The 19082-nt window shown below is 41.8% G+C and carries 13 protein-coding genes, 1 tRNA gene and 2 rRNA genes (1 of these 16 running past the window's edge); 6 read left to right on the top strand and 10 right to left on the bottom strand.

Going from position 1 to position 19082, the window contains the following annotated elements; genetic code table 11:
* The 3 genes from L3Q70_RS15080 to rrf form a co-directional block, all read left to right on the top strand.
* Positions 1–43, top strand: a tRNA-Ala gene (locus L3Q70_RS15080); it begins 33 nt to the left of the window's first position.
* 285 nt (positions 44–328) lie between these two features.
* Positions 329–3213, top strand: a 23S ribosomal RNA gene (locus L3Q70_RS15075).
* Positions 3214–3340: 127 nt separating this feature from the next.
* Positions 3341–3455, top strand: a 5S ribosomal RNA gene (gene rrf / locus L3Q70_RS15070).
* A gap of 496 nt (positions 3456–3951) precedes the next feature.
* On the opposite strand, the gene L3Q70_RS15065 is transcribed toward rrf, so the two are convergent.
* From L3Q70_RS15065 to L3Q70_RS15050, 4 genes are all read right to left on the bottom strand, one after another.
* The gene (locus L3Q70_RS15065; protein WP_237114539.1) at positions 3952–5214 is read right to left on the bottom strand and encodes an aromatic amino acid transport family protein; all 1263 of its coding nucleotides are present in this window, start codon (positions 5212–5214) and stop codon (positions 3952–3954) included.
* Positions 5215–5384: 170 nt separating this feature from the next.
* Positions 5385–5576 carry a hypothetical protein gene (locus L3Q70_RS15060; RefSeq protein ID WP_062568410.1) on the bottom strand — a complete coding sequence of 64 codons (192 nt, stop codon included), beginning with the start codon at positions 5574–5576 and terminating at the stop codon, positions 5385–5387.
* An 85-nt stretch (positions 5577–5661) separates the two neighbouring features.
* On the bottom strand, positions 5662–6834 hold the full coding sequence (locus tag L3Q70_RS15055; RefSeq protein ID WP_237114538.1) for a lipase family protein: 1173 nt from the start codon (positions 6832–6834) through the stop codon (positions 5662–5664).
* Between the two features lie 11 nt (positions 6835–6845).
* Entirely contained in the window at positions 6846–7283 is a 438-nt protein-coding gene (locus L3Q70_RS15050) for a DUF6795 domain-containing protein (protein ID WP_193987912.1), read from the bottom strand.
* 193 nt (positions 7284–7476) lie between these two features.
* Here L3Q70_RS15050 and L3Q70_RS15045 point away from each other — a divergent pair, with 193 nt between their 5' ends.
* Positions 7477–10272: a KAP family NTPase gene (locus L3Q70_RS15045; protein ID WP_237114537.1), complete on the top strand. Its 2796-nt coding sequence runs from the start codon at positions 7477–7479 to the stop codon at positions 10270–10272.
* Between the two features lie 359 nt (positions 10273–10631).
* Here the strand turns inward: L3Q70_RS15045 and cysQ are convergent, their stop codons facing one another.
* From cysQ to cysG, 6 genes are read right to left on the bottom strand one after another with little or no spacing between them, the layout of a single operon-like run.
* A complete protein-coding gene (cysQ, locus tag L3Q70_RS15040; protein WP_237114536.1) occupies positions 10632–11402 on the bottom strand; it encodes a 3'(2'),5'-bisphosphate nucleotidase CysQ in 771 nt (256 codons plus the stop codon).
* A 3-nt stretch (positions 11403–11405) separates the two neighbouring features.
* Complete coding sequence (cysC, locus tag L3Q70_RS15035; protein WP_130149221.1) at positions 11406–12002, bottom strand: adenylyl-sulfate kinase; 597 nt, start codon at positions 12000–12002, stop codon at positions 11406–11408.
* 14 nt (positions 12003–12016) lie between these two features.
* On the bottom strand, positions 12017–13744 hold the full coding sequence (locus L3Q70_RS15030; protein WP_237114535.1) for an SLC13 family permease: 1728 nt from the start codon (positions 13742–13744) through the stop codon (positions 12017–12019).
* Positions 13745–13775: 31 nt separating this feature from the next.
* A complete protein-coding gene (gene cysN / locus L3Q70_RS15025) occupies positions 13776–15200 on the bottom strand; it encodes a sulfate adenylyltransferase subunit CysN (RefSeq protein ID WP_237114534.1) in 1425 nt (474 codons plus the stop codon).
* Positions 15200–16099, bottom strand: a complete 900-nt coding sequence (gene cysD, locus L3Q70_RS15020; protein WP_237114533.1) for a sulfate adenylyltransferase subunit CysD — start codon at positions 16097–16099, stop codon at positions 15200–15202. Before cysD ends, cysN begins: the two co-directional genes overlap by 1 nt.
* 35 nt (positions 16100–16134) lie before the next feature.
* Positions 16135–17556 (bottom strand): siroheme synthase CysG, encoded by a 1422-nt coding sequence (cysG, locus tag L3Q70_RS15015; RefSeq protein ID WP_062568400.1) that lies wholly within the window; start codon positions 17554–17556, stop codon positions 16135–16137.
* A 271-nt stretch (positions 17557–17827) separates the two neighbouring features.
* On the opposite strand from cysG, the gene deoC reads away from it, so the two are divergent.
* Both deoC and L3Q70_RS15005 read left to right on the top strand, forming a co-directional pair.
* Complete coding sequence (gene deoC, locus L3Q70_RS15010) at positions 17828–18571, top strand: deoxyribose-phosphate aldolase (RefSeq protein ID WP_193987907.1); 744 nt, start codon at positions 17828–17830, stop codon at positions 18569–18571.
* Entirely contained in the window at positions 18561–19061 is a 501-nt protein-coding gene (locus tag L3Q70_RS15005; RefSeq protein ID WP_062568398.1) for a hypothetical protein, read from the top strand. The genes deoC and L3Q70_RS15005 overlap by 11 nt, the downstream gene beginning before the upstream one ends.
* The last annotated feature ends 21 nt before the right edge of the window (positions 19062–19082 follow it).

Here is a 19082-nt window from a genome sequence, read left to right as displayed (position 1 = left end):
TGCACGCAGGAGGTCAGCAGTTCGATCCTGCTTAGCTCCACCACTTTTACTCCTTAAAAATAAACATTCTTAATCAGGTAATAAACTGCTTGAGAATAGAGTGTGTTTAATTTTGAGAAGTTAATTCTCTTGCTCTTTAAAAATTTGGAAAGCTGATATTAAAATTCTTATAGATATTCGTATCTATAAAGAGTTTTCAAAAGTAAAAAAATGCCATTAATCATTTATGATTAATTGGTATCTACTTTAGTATTCTCATCATTATTTGATGAATTAACTTCTGGCGAAGTTAACAGCTGTCACTAACAAAGACCCGTTTGGGTTGTATGGTTAAGTGACTAAGCGTACACGGTGGATGCCTTGGCAGTTGGAGGCGATGAAGGACGTATTAACTTGCGATAAGCCTAGTCAAGCTAGTAAAAAGCGCTTGAGACTAGGATTTCCGAATGGGGAAACCCACCTGCTTGCAGGTATCTTGCACTGAATACATAGGTGTAAGAGGCGAACGCGGAGAACTGAAACATCTAAGTACCCGTAGGAACAGAAATCAACCGAGATTCCGGAAGTAGCGGCGAGCGAAACCGGACCAGCCCTTAAGCTTATTTTGTGTTAGTGAAACATTCTGGAAAGTTTGACGATACAGGGTGATAGTCCCGTACACGAAAATGCAATCTAAGTGAAATCGAGTAGGTCGGAGCACGTGAAACTTTGACTGAATATAGGTGGACCATCATCTAAGGCTAAATACTCCCAACTGACCGATAGTGAACCAGTACCGTGAGGGAAAGGCGAAAAGAACCCCTGTGAGGGGAGTGAAATAGAACCTGAAACCGTGTACGTACAAGCAGTAGGAGCATACTTGTTATGTGACTGCGTACCTTTTGTATAATGGGTCAGCGACTTATATTTTGTAGCGAGGTTAACCGATTAGGGTAGCCGTAGTGAAAGCGAGCGTTAACTGCGCGTTGAGTTGCAAGGTATAGACCCGAAACCCGGTGATCTAGCCATGGGCAGGTTGAAGGTTGAGTAACATCAACTGGAGGACCGAACCCACTAACGTTGAAAAGTTAGGGGATGACCTGTGGCTAGGAGTGAAAGGCTAATCAAACCGGGAGATAGCTGGTTCTCCCCGAAATCTATTTAGGTAGAGCCTCGGACGAATACTTACGGGGGTAGAGCACTGTTAAGGCTAGGGGGTCATCCCGACTTACCAACCCTTTGCAAACTCCGAATACCGTAAAGTACTATCCGGGAGACACACGGCGGGTGCTAACGTCCGTCGTGAAGAGGGAAACAACCCAGACCGCCAGCTAAGGTCCCAAAGTCATAGTTAAGTGGGAAACGATGTGGAAAGGCCCAGACAGCCAGGAGGTTGGCTTAGAAGCAGCCATCCTTTAAAGAAAGCGTAATAGCTCACTGGTCGAGTCGGTCTGCGCGGAAGATGTAACGGGGCTAAACTATGCACCGAAGCTGCGGATTCAAACTTTGTTTGAGTGGTAGGGGAGCGTTCTGTAAGCCGTTGAAGGTGTACCGGGAGGTATGCTGGAGGTATCAGAAGTGCGAATGCTGACATGAGTAACGATAATGCGGGTGAAAAACCCGCACGCCGGAAGACCAAGGGTTCCTATCCCATGTTAATCAGGGTAGGGTAAGTCGACCCCTAAGGCGAGGCCGAAAGGCGTAGTCGATGGGAAACGGGTTAATATTCCCGTACTTGGTATAATTGCGATGGGGGGACGGAGCAGGCTAAACAAGCATGGCGTTGGTTGTCCATGTGAAAGTGAGTAGGTTGAGAGTTTAGGAAAATCCGGACTCTTAAGACTGAGACACGAGACGAGCACCCAAGGGTGTGAAGTTGTTGATGCCATACTTCCAGGAAAAGCCTCTAAGCTTCAGATTATACCGAATCGTACCCCAAACCGACACAGGTGGTCAGGTAGAGAATACTAAGGCGCTTGAGAGAACTCGGGTGAAGGAACTAGGCAAAATCGTACCGTAACTTCGGGAGAAGGTACGCTCCTATCTGTGATGAGACTTGCTCTCTAAGCGGACGGGAGCCGCAGTGACCAGGTGGCTGGGACTGTTTATTAAAAACACAGCACTGTGCAAAATCGCAAGATGACGTATACGGTGTGACACCTGCCCGGTGCCGGAAGGTTAATTGATGGGGTTAGTTTTCGGACGAAGCTCTTGATCGAAGCCCCGGTAAACGGCGGCCGTAACTATAACGGTCCTAAGGTAGCGAAATTCCTTGTCGGGTAAGTTCCGACCTGCACGAATGGTGTAACCATGGCCACGCTGTCTCCACCCGAGACTCAGTGAAATTGAAATCGCAGTGAAGATGCTGTGTACCCGCGGCTAGACGGAAAGACCCCGTGAACCTTTACTACAGCTTGGCACTGAACATTGAACCTACATGTGTAGGATAGGTGGGAGGCTTTGAAGCAGAGACGCTAGTCTTTGTGGAGCCGTCCTTGAAATACCACCCTTGTAGTTTTGATGTTCTAACGTTGGTCCCTGATCGGGATTACGGACAGTGCCTGGTGGGTAGTTTGACTGGGGCGGTCTCCTCCCAAAGAGTAACGGAGGAGCACGAAGGTTGGCTAAGTACGGTCGGACATCGTACGGTTAGTGTAATGGTAGAAGCCAGCTTAACTGCGAGACAGACACGTCGAGCAGGTACGAAAGTAGGTCATAGTGATCCGGTGGTTCTGAATGGAAGGGCCATCGCTCAACGGATAAAAGGTACTCCGGGGATAACAGGCTGATACCGCCCAAGAGTTCATATCGACGGCGGTGTTTGGCACCTCGATGTCGGCTCATCACATCCTGGGGCTGAAGTCGGTCCCAAGGGTATGGCTGTTCGCCATTTAAAGTGGTACGCGAGCTGGGTTTAGAACGTCGTGAGACAGTTCGGTCCCTATCTGCCGTGGGCGTTTGAGAATTGAGAGGGGTTGCTCCTAGTACGAGAGGACCGGAGTGAACGAACCGCTGGTGTTCGGGTTGTCATGCCAATGGCACTGCCCGGTAGCTACGTTCGGAACTGATAAGCGCTGAAAGCATCTAAGCGCGAAGCAGGCCTCGAGATGAGTTCTCACTAGACTTTTAAAGTCTCTGAAGGGCCGTTGAAGACTACAACGTTGATAGGCAGGGTGTGGAAGTGGTGTGAGCCATTAAGCTAACCTGTACTAATTACCCGTGAGGCTTAACCATACAACGCCAAACGCGTTTTGTGACAGCGTAACAACGCAAAGCAGAAGTTAGTATACTAAAGTAGATTTACGATTATCAGATTTCCGAATTTTAGTTAATTGCTAAGGCGATTAACAAACAGAATACGCTTGGTGACAATAGCGTTTTGGACCCACCTGACCCCATGCCGAACTCAGTAGTGAAACGAAACAGCGCCGATGATAGTGTGGCATTTGCCATGTGAAAGTAGGACATCGCCAGGCTCCTAATTAGAGAAACCCGATTCGAAAGAGTCGGGTTTTTTGTTGCCTGTAGAAAAATAAAACACCCAACCAAGACCCTACTACTTCTATCCTTGTAGGCATAGTGTGGCATTTGCCATGTGAAAGTAGGACATCCTACTGCGTAGCGCACCATGGCTCCTAATTAGAGAAACCCGTTGCAGCAATGCAACGGGTTTTTTCGTATGTGGTCGCGCTTTTACATCGCGCGCTACCCGCGAATAGACACCCCATGACGTGGAATAAACCCGCCCCAACACGTGTGTAGTCGCGATTTTATATTGCGTGATAGAGACTCGCAGGTATAGATCTTATTGGGGACGGGATGAGCCTACTGGCTGTTCGGTAGTAGAATACAGAGGTTATCTGTAAAGTGGTTGGCTAATACTAAGGCCAAATCTTAGCTTTGCACCTGACACATAACAAAAAAAGCCCAGCAGAGATTCACTGCTGGGCTTTTTTTGTAGTAAGCAGTATGTTACTTAATCATGCTATAAATAAGCGCAAATACTGCTAGAGAGCCAACTGTTAGAACAAACAGGGTACTTAAGCGGTTTCTGTATTTGTGTAAAACTGGTACTTTATAAACAGCAATCATGGGCATGATGAATAGGATCATAGCAATGATTGGGCCTGATAGCTGATCCATCATGTTTAAAATACTTGGATTAATTACTGAACAGTACCAAATAGCAAAGAACATGATCACAGTGCCGGTTTTATCAACTAACTTTGGATTCAAATCTGTTTGCTTACTCACTAGGCCATTAAAGCTTTCACGAGCACCTAAGAAGTGTCCCAAGAATGATGATGTAATTGCGATAAAAGCAACCAGAGGCCCAAGTGTGGCAATAAAAGAGTTATCTGTGATATTGGCTAGAAATGACAAAATAGACACATTATCAGCCTTAGCTTGGATCATTTGCTCAGATGATAGAGACAACACACACGAAAATACAAACAGCAATACAAATACAATCAGTAACAAGCTGGTACGTTTAAGAATTGCTTCAGATTTCATTTTGGCATTATTGCCATAATGGGCTCGCTGTACATGGACAAAACTTGAGATTGCAGCTGCGTGGCTAAACGAAAAAACAATAATAGGAATAGATAACCAAAGCGTCTTCATAAAACCTGAGAACTCAGGAATAGTGATGTCAGGCATTTGCCAGCTGGGGATTAAATATAACGATAAGAAGAATAAGATACCAACCAGAGGATAAACTAAAATAGAAAAAGCGCGAAGCATAAGTGCTTCACCACCAAGCATTAAGCTAATCATACCACCAACTAAAACCCCTGATAATAAAACGCGTGGTGGCGACTCCATGCCTAATTGATTGACAATAAAGCTGTCGACGGTATTTGTTAAGCCAACACCATAGATAAGTAAAATAGGAAAGATCGAAAGAAAGTATAAAAGAGAAATTAAGCGACCGGCGTTAATACCAAAATGCTCTTCAACTACGTCTGTAAAGTCAGCATCGGACTGTTTAGATGATAATACAAAGCGGGCCAAGCCTCTGTGAGCTAAATAAGTCATTGGAAAGGCAAGGGATGCCATGATGATTAACGGCCAGAATCCGCCGATACCGATATTAATTGGTAAGAATAAAATACCAGCCCCGACCGCGGTACCAAATAAACTTAATACCCATTGGGTGTCATGAAGATTCCATTTCGAGTTACTACTTGTTGTCGATGCATCATACGGCATAGCATCTTGATGTGTGTTCATTAGCACTCCACTATTAGAATAATAATTGTCGCGCAGCATATAGAAAAGCGCCTAAGAATGCATGTTTTAGCGTTGTATTTAAATAACTATGCTGTAAGGGGAGACTTACACAAGGGAATATTGCTTATTTGGATAGCTGAGTTTAGCAGTGCTCCACCCAGCTTAGAGTGTTATTGTGCAGCCGTTAGTGCACGTGCTTTTATATCAGCAGCAAATGCTAACCCTTTCTTAAAACGAGCCTCAGCTGCACTGATTTCTGCTTCATCGCCATTTGCGGCAAGAATGCTTTGTGAGAGAGCCTTATAAAGCGAGGTAATTTGTGATTCGTACGCTGCTTCAATTGCCTTTTCAATCGTTGTCACTGCTATTCCTAAATAAATAATAATAGAGGTCAAAGTTTTAACATATTAAAGCAAGCTAGAATATAGCTTGCTTTAATAATGTGGACTAACCAACTGAAGAAAGCGCTCTGTGGGCTATTTTATTGACCATTTTTAATGTTTGTTCAAATACCCACTTTATGAACTCTGCTGATAACTCTTTTATCTTTGCTTTAGCATATCCTGCAAATGCAAGCATACATGCGAGTAATCCATTTATGGGGCCTGTTAAGTCTACAGTATGAAAATTATTGTTAGCTAGAATCATCGCGATTTTGTCGTATAAACTCAAACCGTTTGCAGTACCGGACTGCAGCGCATTCAGCGCCCCTAGCTTTGCTTGACGCAATACTGTCATTAAAGCTTCACTTAAACGATTCATCCAATAAATGGAAGGTTGTACTTGGTTTGCATGACTAATGTCTAGAGTTACACGCTTAAACGGATTAAATGTCACTCTTTTGTTGATGCTATCCCAAGATTGCTTTTGTGAATTTCGGGTGTAGTATTTCATCAAGTGATGCCACGGGGCTATAATTTGGTTGTTGTCCATCCTATATTCAGGGGCATTGTACGGAGCCTGCATAAATGGCCAAAAAGGCACCATCGGCACTACATCGCCACCATTTACACAGCGGAATATATTTTTTGGTTTCAGGGCGTTTGTGGTACTTAATGCGAAATTAGTTAAGCCTACTTTTGGCGCACCGAAAGTATATAATTTAACGTTTGCATTAAAACGTCGTTTAGCCCAATCCGCGACTAGAGATGCAACCGCACCTCCTAGACTGTGACCAACACAATGCACAGTAGCACTCGGCTTAAGTTCACTCAAAAAAGGTGCTAATTCTGATTTTAAGGTTTCAAATAAAGTATTAAAGCCAGCATGAACACTATGACCTCCATCGCAAACACTTAGGTTAGCTCTACAGTCAGTTGATGCGTCATATAACGAGGCTGTACCTCGAATAGCCAATACCAAATCATTTTTAAATGGATTCATGCGCCCTGTAGAAGAAGTTCCTTTGCCAACGAGTACAAACCCTGTTTGATGACCTGTAGCATGAGCCATTGCTCCGCCAGATACTCCTTTTATTGGGCCGTTTGACAGGTCAAAAGAAAAATGTTTTTCTAAAGAATTTGACGCAATTATTGAGTATCGACCTCTTCGATCTGCTTTCTTTATGTCATAAGAAATTTTAGCTAATTCAGCGCATAAAATGGGTGATAAAGTTGCCATTATAAGTCCTTTTAATTTTGTTTTTCCCAGCGAGCAATACTTTTGATAAAGTGTTCGTCTAATGGATCTTCAGGGTTAATTAGGTGATGTTTTACTTCTTTATCCGTCAAGTCAGCTTTTAAGTTTTTCAAAAAATTTTTAAACTCTTTTGGGTTTTTTAGTCCATGCTGAAAACCTAACCAGAGATTGTAAACCTCACCACCTTTTTCTAAATCTATGATAATTCTGACCACGGGCTCATGAAAAATACTGCCAGGTTTGCGAGATTTTAGAGATTTGGCAGGAAATGAGAAACAACCGTTTTCATCAGTATAAACACTATCTAGTTCTTCATCGTCGTAGGTTAAGCTTCGCTCAACAAGTTGATTGGCTAATGGGGTTCCATTATCAAAAATCTGACCTTTTACTTCGGGGCATAGTTCTACTGTATAGCGAATTAATCCGAGCATTTATCGTTCCTTGTTAATAATCCATGTTTCCATAATTATCCATATAGGGGATAAAACATCAATGTTTTGCTATCAGTATTCTTAATAGCTATAACAATTAAAACAGTGTGAATTGTGGGCTGATTCTAATTTCTGTTCATTAGGTATACAATATCAAAGCTTTATACGGCTTACTTATAATAAGGATATTAAATTGTCGCAGCCTCTTCCTATTCCAGCCCAGCGCTGGTTATCACTTTTATTGTGCGCAATGACCGCGGCCGCGATTACAGTATTTTTAAGTAACGTCAGTTTTGTACAACAAGCCTATATGAAGTGGGGCAGTATTTTATATACGAGCCCTGTACTGCATTATAGCTTTGCTTTTCTTGCAGGTATTGGCATCAAGTTGCTACTAGATAAGTTTTATATCTCCCACGCCAAACGTAGTATTGGGTTTAATTGGCGATATCCACCGGTGACGATAAGTGTATTGTTTAGCTTACTTTTCATTGTCAGTTATGTGTATTCAACGTATTCAGATGAAGCAGTAGAGCAACTAATTGCCCAAACCTTTGGTGCTCTTAAATTTATAGTACTGAGTTTTTTAGCTATTGCAGCGACTACTATCTATCAAACAAAACTCTACACAGAAAAGCCTGTATTTTCAGGGGTGCTGTGCGCGGTATCAGCATTTTATTTATTTTCAGCAATAAACCTAGTTGAGGTAGAACAAGTATTCTGGGTGTTTTTCTGTATAGCAATTGCTTATTTGGGTATGTCGGTATATTTGCTCTGGGAACAGATAAAAGTATCCAACACAGAGTTAATAGTCGAATCAAAACAAGAAGTAGAATTAAAGCTTGAGAGCTTAGAAGATTTTCGAAAATGGTTTAAAGATGATTCAACTATTAAATATACTGAGAAATTAGAGCCTGACTTGCAGGTTTATGCTAATCGTATTACTGAGAGGCTACTTTTAGGCGGTGACAAGGTAGGCTATGAAGCAAGGGGAGCCCAACATATTGCACTATGTGGACCTTTTGGATGTGGAAAAAGTAGCATTATAGATTGTATATCAAATGATTTGGCAAAAAGTTCAGTCCAAGGCAAGGTCTGGATTCATAGTGATATATCTACATGGGGTGCAGCAAGTGGTAGTGTTGCTCATGTGGTACTTAGCCATATTATTGATGACATCAGCCAGCATTTAGATATGTGTGCTTTTCGTTCTTTACCAAAGCATTATACCGAGGCTTTAAAATCTGGAGGCAGCTTTTTTCAATTTGCATCTACACTATTAGCAGGCCCAGTTGATATAGATGCGAACTTTAAAAGGCTTAATGATGTTCTAGAAGCAACCAATCATAAATTACTGATCACCTTGCAGGATGTAGATCGCGGTATGGTTGATGAAAGTGACAAGCGTTTAAACGATATAGCAGTATTGCTCGATAGGTTAAAAAGTAGCGATTTAAGCAACATAAACTTCATTATCGCGATGGGTAATGACAAGCTTGAATATGCAGAGGCTTTAAGTAAAGTTGCTGATCATATAGAGACAATAGCAACCCAAGACTATAAAAAGATACTATGTAAGTGGGCAAAATTATACACAAAAGAAGTATTTGATAATGGTATGGTGTTAACACATTCGCGAATAAGCACTGCTGATCAATACTTTAAACAAAACCCATTTGCCTATCATGAGACCTTTTATCGGCCAGCAATTATATCTAATAGTCTTATAGTTTCAATTCGTATGCTGAAACGGATAATACGTCGTGTGGATCAGTGCTGGACAAAAGAGAAGTTAATGGGTGAGGTTGATTTAGGATCTCTGTTATTACTAGCTACTTTAAGGGAGGCTGAACCAGCATTATTTAATGCTTTTGTAAATTCATATGGAGGCTTAGTTAATGGTAAGACATTACCAGTAGCCAAAATTGAAGATGGTGAGCAACAAACAGTTAATGATACTCTTTTCGGAATGATTGCTGATTTTATAAGTGCAGGTAAGGTACATTTATATAGTGCACTTTTTAAAGAGTTGTTGCAGCTTAAAGAAGATATTACTGATAAAAATGGAAACGGCTTTAAAAGTAACAACAAAAGCAGTGAGCAACACTTAGGTGTAAAACCAGACACTGTTAATTATTTAAAACGTATTTTACTGGAAACAGTTCCTGAAAATGAGCTCAGGGATCAAATTGTTATTGATTCTATAAAATCTTTACCAACGCAGGAATTAGCAAAAAATATCTGCAGTGATTATCGTTGGCAAGAGGCATTTGATCGTTTTGGTAGGATACTTTTTTCAGATGATAAAAACCAAGATAGAGTAGAACAAATTGTTTTTGATGTTTTAGAGCATATTGGAAAAGATCCAAAAGGCTTTTTGACAGAAGGTCTTTTTGAAGAATATACAAAGCAAACCATCGATGATAAAAATTTTGAAAGAGTTTTATACAAGTTAGTAAATTTAGAAAGTGGAGAAAAGTTGCTTGAGCGACAATTGGAAAGATTGCAAAGAAATTTTGAAGGGATAAGCGAAATAAGGCTTGGTAATGGATATTACAAGGATATTAAAGATGAAGCTGATAGAAGGGATGCTGCAACCTATAGTAATGAGCTTTTTCAAGGTCTTAATATAGTTAATTTTTTAAATGAAAATGCGCATAAGTTATCTGAACAATCTTTTTACGTGTGTCTAAGGTTTATAGCTTTTGCGCAGTTAGCTGAAGGTGAATTTGACTTTTTAAATAGGTTAATGAAAAACTTATTGGGAGTTGTTATCAATAATAAAAATACACGGACTGTTGAATTTTTAGTTAGAGCAGCTTCGTCACAACATTTAACGATTAAACATTTGCAAGAGCACTTTTCAGAGCTTTCACCTGAGCAGAAAAGAGATATTTTACAAACACTCGCAAAGCTTAATGATAATCAAGAAAGTAATTCAGATATTGATTTAGCAATAAAAAATCTAAGTTTCATTGAGGGGGTATAATCTTCTGTGCAGCGCGCATTGCTTTGGTGCTCTCTATGGTGAAATTGTTTTCAAGCTAGAATACAGAGCAGCTTTCGTGGTTGAAGCCATCTCCTAAGGGGATTTATACTTACGCTTTAATGTCTTGTAGCTCAGGCTTTAGCCTGAAAAATGTATCGGGATAAATCCCGACCTACAAAAGAACGGAAATACTAGATCTCTGTACAGAGCCGAGCTTAAAACTTACCGCTTAAAGCTCTACTGCTTCTGACTAAATTAGGCTGGTTTTCGCTTCGCTCCAGCCAGCCTACGATGATAAATTTAACGCCGCACTGCTCTTAAACTTACTACTTAAAACGTACGGCTTCTTATAGCTTCGTTTATTCTTCTAACGCTGATACAACAAAATATGGATTCAGATACTCTTCTTTACTGTTATACAGTAGTGGGCTGCCATCGAGTTTACTAACCGTTGCACCAGCTATTTCGGCAATTGCATGGCCTGCACCTGTATCCCATTCACAAGTTGGGCCAAGGCGTGGGTAAATATCTGCACTGCCTTCGGCTACTAAGCATAGTTTTAGTGAGCTGCCCTTTGAGACCATTTCTACGTCATCGAACTGTTTTACAAACTCAGCAAGATCTGGAGAAGGGTGTGAGCGACTGCCAACAACACGAATAAGTCCTTTGTTTGGTTTGCGGGTAACTTTTAGTTCGATTCGTTCATCGCCTTTATCTTTAAAGGCACCGATTGCTTCACTTGCAATATATGAGACGCCCAAAGCGGGTGCATCAACCACAGCTAATACAGGCTTTCCATTTTCGATCAGTGCAATATTGACGGTAAACTCGCCATTTTTCTTGATGAATTCTTTGGTGCCATCTATAGGATCAACTAACCAGTAGCGTTGCCATGTTTGGCGGACCTCCCAGCTTATATCAGCGCTTTCTTCACTTAGAATTGGCACATCTGGGGTAAGGTGTTTTAAGCCATTCACAATCACTTTATGAGCTGCTAGGTCAGCGTCGGTAACAGGGCTTTCATCAGCCTTGTACTCAACATTAAAGTCCTTTTCGTAAATCCCCATAATTGCACTACCCGCTTGGCGCGCGAGGAGTAAGATTTCTTCTAGCAGTTCCGTTTGATTCATGGCTTAACCTATAATTTGCTGTTGTTTTAAATACGCTACCAGTTCTTGCACCGATTGGTCTAGGGTGTTTGCGCTCGTATCGATTTTAATTTCTGGTGAAATAGGGGGTTGATAATCAGAATCGATACCAGTGAAGTGTTTTATCTCACCTGCACGGGCTTTTTTATAGAGACCCTTAGGATCGCGGCTTTCGCAAACGTCTAATGGAGTATCTAAAAATACTTCGATAAATTCACCCTCTTCAACTAAGTTTCTTACCATATCGCGTTCACTTCTAAAGGGTGAAATAAATGCGGTGAGTACCACAAGTCCTGCATCAACCATGAGTTTTGCGGTTTCACCCACTCGGCGAATATTTTCAATACGGTCTTCATCACTAAAGCCAAGATCTTTACATAAACCATGACGTACATTATCACCATCTAATAGGTATGTGTGCACACCTAATTGATTCAGGGCACTTTCTAGTGCATTGGCAACGGTGCTTTTGCCAGAGCCTGAAAAACCAGTAAACCATAAAATAGTTGGCTTATGTTTTTTTTGCTCACTACGCTGTGCTTTAGTGGTAGCGTAGTTATGCCATACGATATTCTCATCCATTGTTTTTACTCTCATTATTGAAATGGAAAAACCAGTGGTATTAATGTCAGCACCGTTATTGAATAAATAATTGATAACGGTAAGCCCATTGCAATGTAATCTTTTAAACGGTAGTTACCTGCACTGTATACCATTAGGTTAGTTTGGTAACCAAATGGCGAAATAAAACTAGCCGATGCACCAAAAGCGACAGCCATAATAAAAGGAAGTGGCGATACATCAAAACCTATGGCTAATGAGTAGGCAACTGGAAACGAAAGTGCCGCGGCTGCATTATTGGTAATGAGCTCGGTAAACATCACGGTCATTAAGAAAATGGCAATGAAAGCACCATAAGGTCCAAAATCGCCAAGCACGTATAACATACCTGATGATATTTCACCGGCAAGGCCTGTGCCTATCATTAATTTAGCTAGGCCGATAGCACTGCCTACCACAGCGAGTAGCTCAATCGGAAAGCGGCGCTTTACTTCACTAAGTTTAATTGTGCCAGTTAGCATTAGGCCGATCAGTAAAACAAGTAGACCTTTAATCAAGGGGACGATTCCAAGAATGCTCAGGCCTAAAACCCCCGCAAAACTGGCCAATACGATATTAGATTTCTTTGGCTTTAAGTGAGTTTGTAAATCAAGGCCTGAAATATAAACAAATTCTCTTTTAAGGTCAGGAAGTGAGTAAAACTCTTTACCTGGTGCAAGAATGAGTGAGTCACCAGCTTGTAGTTGTACTTTACCTAAACCACCTTGCAAACGGTCGTGGCCGCGGCGAATGGCAATAACCGCCGCATGGAATTGCTCACGAAAACGCACTTCCTTAACTGTTTTACCTATGTATTTAGAGGAGTGGCTGACAACGACTTCAACTAAGTGCTCAACATCTTTTTCGTGTTTGTCGTGAACGACTTTTAGGCCATCAAACTGAGTAAGCAGAGGTACCGATTTTATGTCACCGACAAACAAGAGCACGTCACCTTCTTTAATCACTTGCTTTGGTGTGACTGCACAGATACGTTTATCTTCACGGATGATCTCGGCTAAGAATAGGTCTTTAAGTTCACGAAGGCCGTTTTCTTCAACGCTTTTACCCGCGAGTTGTGAGCCAGTTTCAACTTTACCTTCTAGATAGAAAGGGACGACTTCTTGATCGTTTTTGCCATTATCAGGAAGGTATTTCAACATCACAATGATAGTGATTAAGCCAACACTTAAAGCACCCAAGCCCACTAATGTAAAATCAAAAAAGCCTAGGGGCGCCATGCCAGCTTCTACTGCAAAACCATTAACAATTAAGTTAGTTGATGTGCCAATTAGGGTAATCGTGCCCCCTAAAATTGCAGTGTACGACAAGGGCAACAACAATTTAGACGGGGAATGAGTTGGACTGTCTTTTATTGCACTAATCAGTGAGGCCACAACCGCCGTATTATTAGTAAATGATGATAAAAAAGCGGTAGATAAACCAAGTTTAGTCACTGAGCTGGTTAGACTTCCTTTAGAAAGTGACTGAGCAAGTTTTTGTACTAACGTGGTTTTTTCTACAGCAATAGACACTAATACAAGCAGTATTAAAGTAATTAAAGAGGGGTTTGCATAGTTCACCAGCATATCTTCAAGGCTTATAAGCCCTGCTAGATAGCTAATACCAATGGCGCCAACAAATAACCATGCTGGTTTTAGTCGTGTGCCAAATAGGCACCCGACTAATACCAGCATAATGCCTGTTAATACCAGCTGTTGATACATGCTATTACTTCCTATAACAGGCGAAAAGTGATCATTTAAGCTTAGTTATATCAAGCGCTTGCCAGTGAGGGAAGTGCTTGCGTACTAAAGCGTTAAATTCAACTTCAAAGTCGCTAAAGTTACTTTGCTGTTCTTCGATGTTAAGTAATTGCTCAATCATACCTGCTGCCACAGTTAGGTTTGATAGGCGATCGATTAGGATAAACGCACCTGTTTCATGATTGCTGTGGTACTCATCAGCCAAAATTGTTTCTGTCAGCTCTAAGGTTACAATAGCAATTTCGTTCAGCTGTAATGAGTCAGCTTGACCATGCTCTAAGGTATTTACATCAATGGTGTGATCGATTTTTCTTACCACTGCTGAGGTATTCTTGCTACCTAACTTAAAGTTGTAGCTTTTACCTAATACAAGCGGCGCTTCGTGCATCCATACTAATTTAGCTTGAATACGATTTGTAACAGCGGCTTTTGAAGCGGCTGGTACAATCACATCACCACGGCTGATATCTATTTCGTCGTTTAATGTTAAAGTGATTGCTTGACCTGCTTCAGCGGTATCTAAGTTGCCATCAAAAGTCACAATCTCTTTGATACTTGAGCTTTTACCCGATGGTAGCACTTTCACTGCATCACCAACACTGAACTTGCCAGAGGTTAAAGTACCTTGGAAGCCACGGAAGTCTAAGTTAGGGCGCACGACATATTGCACCGGAAGGCGTGCTTCAAAACCGTTATCAATTTCAGCAGCTGGTGAGTCTTCAAGTAACTCAAGCAGTGGTTTATCAGTGTAGTAAGGAGTGTGCTCTGAGCGTGTTACTACGTTGTCACCTTTAAGTGCAGACATAGGCACAAACTTGATATTCGTAACGTTTAGCTGCTCCGCAAATTTAAGATAATCCGCTTTGATTTTCTCATACACAGTTTCATCAAAGTCGACGATGTCCATCTTGTTGATAGCAACTACAAACTGCTTAATACCAAGCGAATCACAGATAAAACTATGGCGTTTTGTTTGTACTTGTACACCGTAACGCGCATCCACCAAGATAATAGCTACATCACTGGTTGATGCACCGGTTACCATGTTGCGTGTGTACTGCTCATGCCCTGGTGTGTCAGCAATGATGAATTTACGTTTTGCTGTTGAGAAGTAACGATAAGCAACGTCAATCGTAATACCTTGTTCGCGCTCAGCTTGTAAGCCATCAACAAGGAGTGCTAAATCAAGCTCTTCACCGGCATTACCGACTTTTTCATTGTCTTTATGCAGGGCTGCAAGTTGGTCTTCATAAATTTGGTGACTGTCATGTAAAAGGCGGCCAATCAGCGTTGATTTACCGTCATCAACGCTACCACATGTCAGCATGCGTAAAAGGCTTTTATCTTGTTGACGTGCAAGGTAAGCGTCGATGCCTAACTCTCTTACTTCGTTAATCGTGTCGTTTGTTTTAGACATTAGAAATAGCCCTCACGTTTTTTCTTTTCCATTGAACCAGCTGAGTCATGATCAATCACGCGGCCCTCACGCTCAGAAGAGGTTGAAAGTAGCATCTCTTCAATAATTTCCGTTAAGGTTCCTGCCGTTGATTCCACAGCCCCCGTTAACGGGTAACAACCAAGGGTACGGAAACGCACAGATTTCATTTCTGGTACTTCGCCTTCCTCAAGAGGCATGCGCTCATCATCAACCATGATTAGCGTGCCGTTACGCTCAACAACTGGGCGTTCTTTGGCAAGGTAAAGTGGAACCATTTCAATGTTTTCTTGATAGATATACTGCCAAATATCAAGCTCAGTCCAGTTCGATAACGGGAAAACACGAATACTTTCACCCGGGTTAACTTGGCTGTTATATGTATTCCAAAGCTCTGGACGTTGGTTTTTTGGATCCCATCTGTGGTATTTGTCACGGAATGAGTAAACACGCTCTTTAGCACGAGATTTCTCTTCGTCACGACGTGCCCCACCAAACGCAGCATCAAAGCCGTATTTGTCCAGTGCTTGCTTTAAACCTTGGGTTTTCATGATGTCAGTGTGCTTTGCTGAGCCGTGTACGAATGGGTTGATATCAATCTCTAACCCTTCAGGGTTTTTGTGGACGATTAAATCAAAGCCGTATTCTTTGGCTAGGCGGTCACGAAACTCGATCATTTCCTTAAACTTCCAGTTGGTATCAACATGTAATAATGGAAATGGGATCTTTGCTGGGTAAAACGCTTTGCGTGCTAAGTGTAATAACACCGATGAATCTTTACCTATCGAGTAAAGCATCACCGGATTTTCAAACTCAGCAGCCACTTCGCGCATGATCTTGATACTTTCAGCTTCTAATTGCTGAAGGTGTGTTAAAGCCATTGTTAGTCGTCCTACTAAAATGATTAAAAGTTAAATTACGCTACGCCTGTAATAGGCTGGGCAAAGCTGCTGGTTTGTTCGGTTTGTCCGAACCATGCAAGCTGGTGATGCAATGATGCAACTTCGCCTATAATTAGTAAAGCGGGTGAGATAATACTATGACGGGCGATTAAGTCCGCCAATTCACCCAGTTGCCCAGTAACGACACGCTGTTCTTTTCGCGTACCATTTTCGATAATGGCAACTGGTGTTTCTGCACCACGGCCATGTTTTAATAATTGTGCTTGAATATGGGGAGATTTAATGACACCCATATAAATAGCCAAAGTTTGATTTGGTTTTGCGAGTGATTGCCAATCAAGTTCTTGACCATCTTTTTTACAGTGTCCTGTCACAAATTGAATAGCTTGTGCATGGTCTCTGTGTGTTAGAGGGATCCCAGCATAAGCACTGCAACCGGCAGCAGCAGTGATACCCGGTACGATTTGGTAACGTACTTGATTTGCGGCCAGCACTTGTACTTCTTCACCACCACGACCATAAATAAACGGGTCGCCTCCTTTAATACGGCATACTTTTTTACCTTGTTTGGCAAAATCTACCAGCATTTGATTGGTATCTTCTTGTGCAACACTGTGATCGCCCAAGCGTTTGCCAACACAGACTAAATCAGCATCACGGCGCACTAGTTCCATAATTTCATCAGAGACTAAATAGTCATACACAACGACGTCGGCTTGTTGCATTAATTGCAGTGCTTTTAGTGTTAATAACTCAGGGTCGCCAGGGCCTGCACCGACAACATACACTTCGCCTTCAGGCTCTGGCTTTGCATCTAACAGTTGCTCTAACTGCACAGTTGCTGCCTCGGTATTACCCGCTTGCACTTTACTCACGACCGATGAGTCAAACACCCCTTCCCAAAATTGGCGACGGTCAGCAAAGTGCTTGAAACGCTGTTTTACTTTATCGCGAAAGCTACCAACTAACGTAGCAAGTGGGCCAATATGTTGTGGAATAAGGGTCTCGAGTTTTTCACGTAACCGACGTGCAAGTACGGGGGCAGTGCCAGCACTTGAAATAGCAATTGTGATTGGATCACGGTCAACAATCGAAGGAAAAATAAAGCTGCATTTAGGCTGGTCATCAACCACATTAACGAAAATATTACGCGCATTGGCACGTTCAAAAACGTCATTATTGACGCTGTCGATATCCGTCGCCGCAATAACTAGCATTTGTTGATCTAAATACTGTTCTTTAAATGTATCAACGATAAGCGTTACTTCACCTTGCGTTGCAAGCGCAGTAAGTTCATCACAAAACTCAGGGGCGACTAGCGTTACATTGGCACGTGCTTTTAAAAATGCACGGCACTTGCGTAACGCAACATCTCCACCGCCGACTACCAATACAGGTTTGTCGTCTAACTTGGTAAAGATAGGTAAATATTGCACGTTGTTCTCACCCCTAAAACACATCAAAGAAACTGCTTATTGCAGGCAAGCAGAATATAGTGCTCTAAATAAAGTAAAAAATAATTAAAACCAAGTTTATATAACTAAAAGTTATATTTGGTGGCTTTGTTTGGCTTAAGGCTTAGTTAACAAGGGATTGCGGCGAGTTACAAGGAAATTAAATGCCTTATGGTGATTAGTTATGATTTATAGCCAGATCATAAAAATTTGCTACTATAGGGTACTAATATGGCAACACAAAATAAGATCAATGACTAATATGCAAACAATCGCTGCCCAAGCGGTGGCACTAATGGATTTAACAACACTGAATGACACCGACACTACAGAGTCTATTAATAACTTAGTTGCGAGTATTGAGCCAAAGTTAGGCATTCCTGCTGCGGTTTGTGTGTATAGTCAGTTTGTTAGTGACGCTAAGCTTGCACTCGCTGAGCGTGAGTTACAACAAGTTAAAGTGGCTACTGTGACTAACTTCCCTGGTGGGGAGCAGCCATTAGAACAAGTCATTAGTGAAACCTTGTTTGCTATTGAACGCGGAGCCGATGAAGTAGACTTAGTGATTCCATACAAAGCACTGATTGCCGGTGATGAACGCAAAGTTTTAGAGTATGTTCAAGCGTCAAAAGATGCCTGCGGTACTCAAGTGCAACTCAAAGTGATCATTGAAAGCGGTGAATTGACCAATGAGTTGATTGCTACAGCAACTAAGCTGGCGATAGAAGGCGGTGCCGACTTTGTTAAAACCAGTACCGGTAAAGTCGCTGTGAATGCCACCCTTGCGGCGACTAAGGTTATTTTAGAGACCATTAAAGCAAGCGATAAAAAGGTGGGTTTTAAAGCGGCGGGTGGAGTCAGAACTGTTACTGACGCTGCTGAGTATTTGGCTTTAGCTGAGTCAATTATGGGTGAAGCGTATTTACAACCCGATCTTTTTCGATTTGGCGCTTCAGGCTTATTAAGTGATGTGTATATGATATTAAATGAATCGTGAAAGTGAGCAAGAAAAAATAGCGCTAGAGCACGGTGCGGCAAAGCTATTTTTACGCTGTTACGAAAAGCAATTTGGTGTAACTATGCGTAATATCTGGCATAACACACCGAGTAAGCCCGATGTAAGTTGCTATAAAGGTGATGAGCGACTCGATATCGAAATAGCGCATTTATATGCCAGTGAAACAGAAGCGATGGCGGTACTTGGCCGACCTTTATCGATTGGCATGCAACGAGACCTTGCGGAAATGGCGTTAGCACCAAGTAGTGAACGTTTGCACTGTGCGTTACATCGTTTGCTCGCGCAAAAAGCGAAAAAGCATTATGAGTCTACTCACCCTTGGTTATTGATACGAAATGCCAGTACGATTTGGCATCTAGAAGATTTTAAGTCAGTACTTACTAACTTAAAAGTGCCAGCAGAGCACCCATTTCAACAAATTTGGCTACTGTGTGATTTTTACCGTGGCGAATTGATACAAATTTTGTAGTGATAAACGAAAGCATGTACA

Source organism: Pseudoalteromonas sp. CF6-2, assembly GCF_021729425.1.
Taxonomy (GTDB): Bacteria; Pseudomonadota; Gammaproteobacteria; order Enterobacterales; family Alteromonadaceae; genus Pseudoalteromonas; species Pseudoalteromonas arabiensis.
The sequence above is the reverse complement of the archived record's forward strand: the minus strand, read 5'-3'. Positions and strand labels throughout refer to the sequence as shown.

Excerpts from the sequence above, each read along its gene's own strand:
- L3Q70_RS15065 (WP_237114539.1), bottom strand. The coding sequence starts at position 5,214 with ATGAACACACATCAAGATGCTATGCCGTATGATGCATCGACAACAAGT.
- L3Q70_RS15055 (WP_237114538.1), bottom strand. The coding sequence starts at position 6,834 with ATGGCAACTTTATCACCCATTTTATGCGCTGAATTAGCTAAAATTTCT.
- L3Q70_RS15050 (WP_193987912.1), bottom strand. The coding sequence starts at position 7,283 with ATGCTCGGATTAATTCGCTATACAGTAGAACTATGCCCCGAAGTAAAA.
- cysQ (WP_237114536.1), bottom strand. The coding sequence starts at position 11,402 with ATGAATCAAACGGAACTGCTAGAAGAAATCTTACTCCTCGCGCGCCAA.
- cysC (WP_130149221.1), bottom strand. The coding sequence starts at position 12,002 with ATGGATGAGAATATCGTATGGCATAACTACGCTACCACTAAAGCACAG.
- L3Q70_RS15030 (WP_237114535.1), bottom strand. The coding sequence starts at position 13,744 with ATGTATCAACAGCTGGTATTAACAGGCATTATGCTGGTATTAGTCGGG.
- cysN (WP_237114534.1), bottom strand. The coding sequence starts at position 15,200 with ATGTCTAAAACAAACGACACGATTAACGAAGTAAGAGAGTTAGGCATC.
- cysD (WP_237114533.1), bottom strand. The coding sequence starts at position 16,099 with ATGGCTTTAACACACCTTCAGCAATTAGAAGCTGAAAGTATCAAGATC.
- deoC (WP_193987907.1), top strand. The coding sequence starts at position 17,828 with ATGACTAATATGCAAACAATCGCTGCCCAAGCGGTGGCACTAATGGAT.
- L3Q70_RS15005 (WP_062568398.1), top strand. The coding sequence starts at position 18,561 with ATGAATCGTGAAAGTGAGCAAGAAAAAATAGCGCTAGAGCACGGTGCG.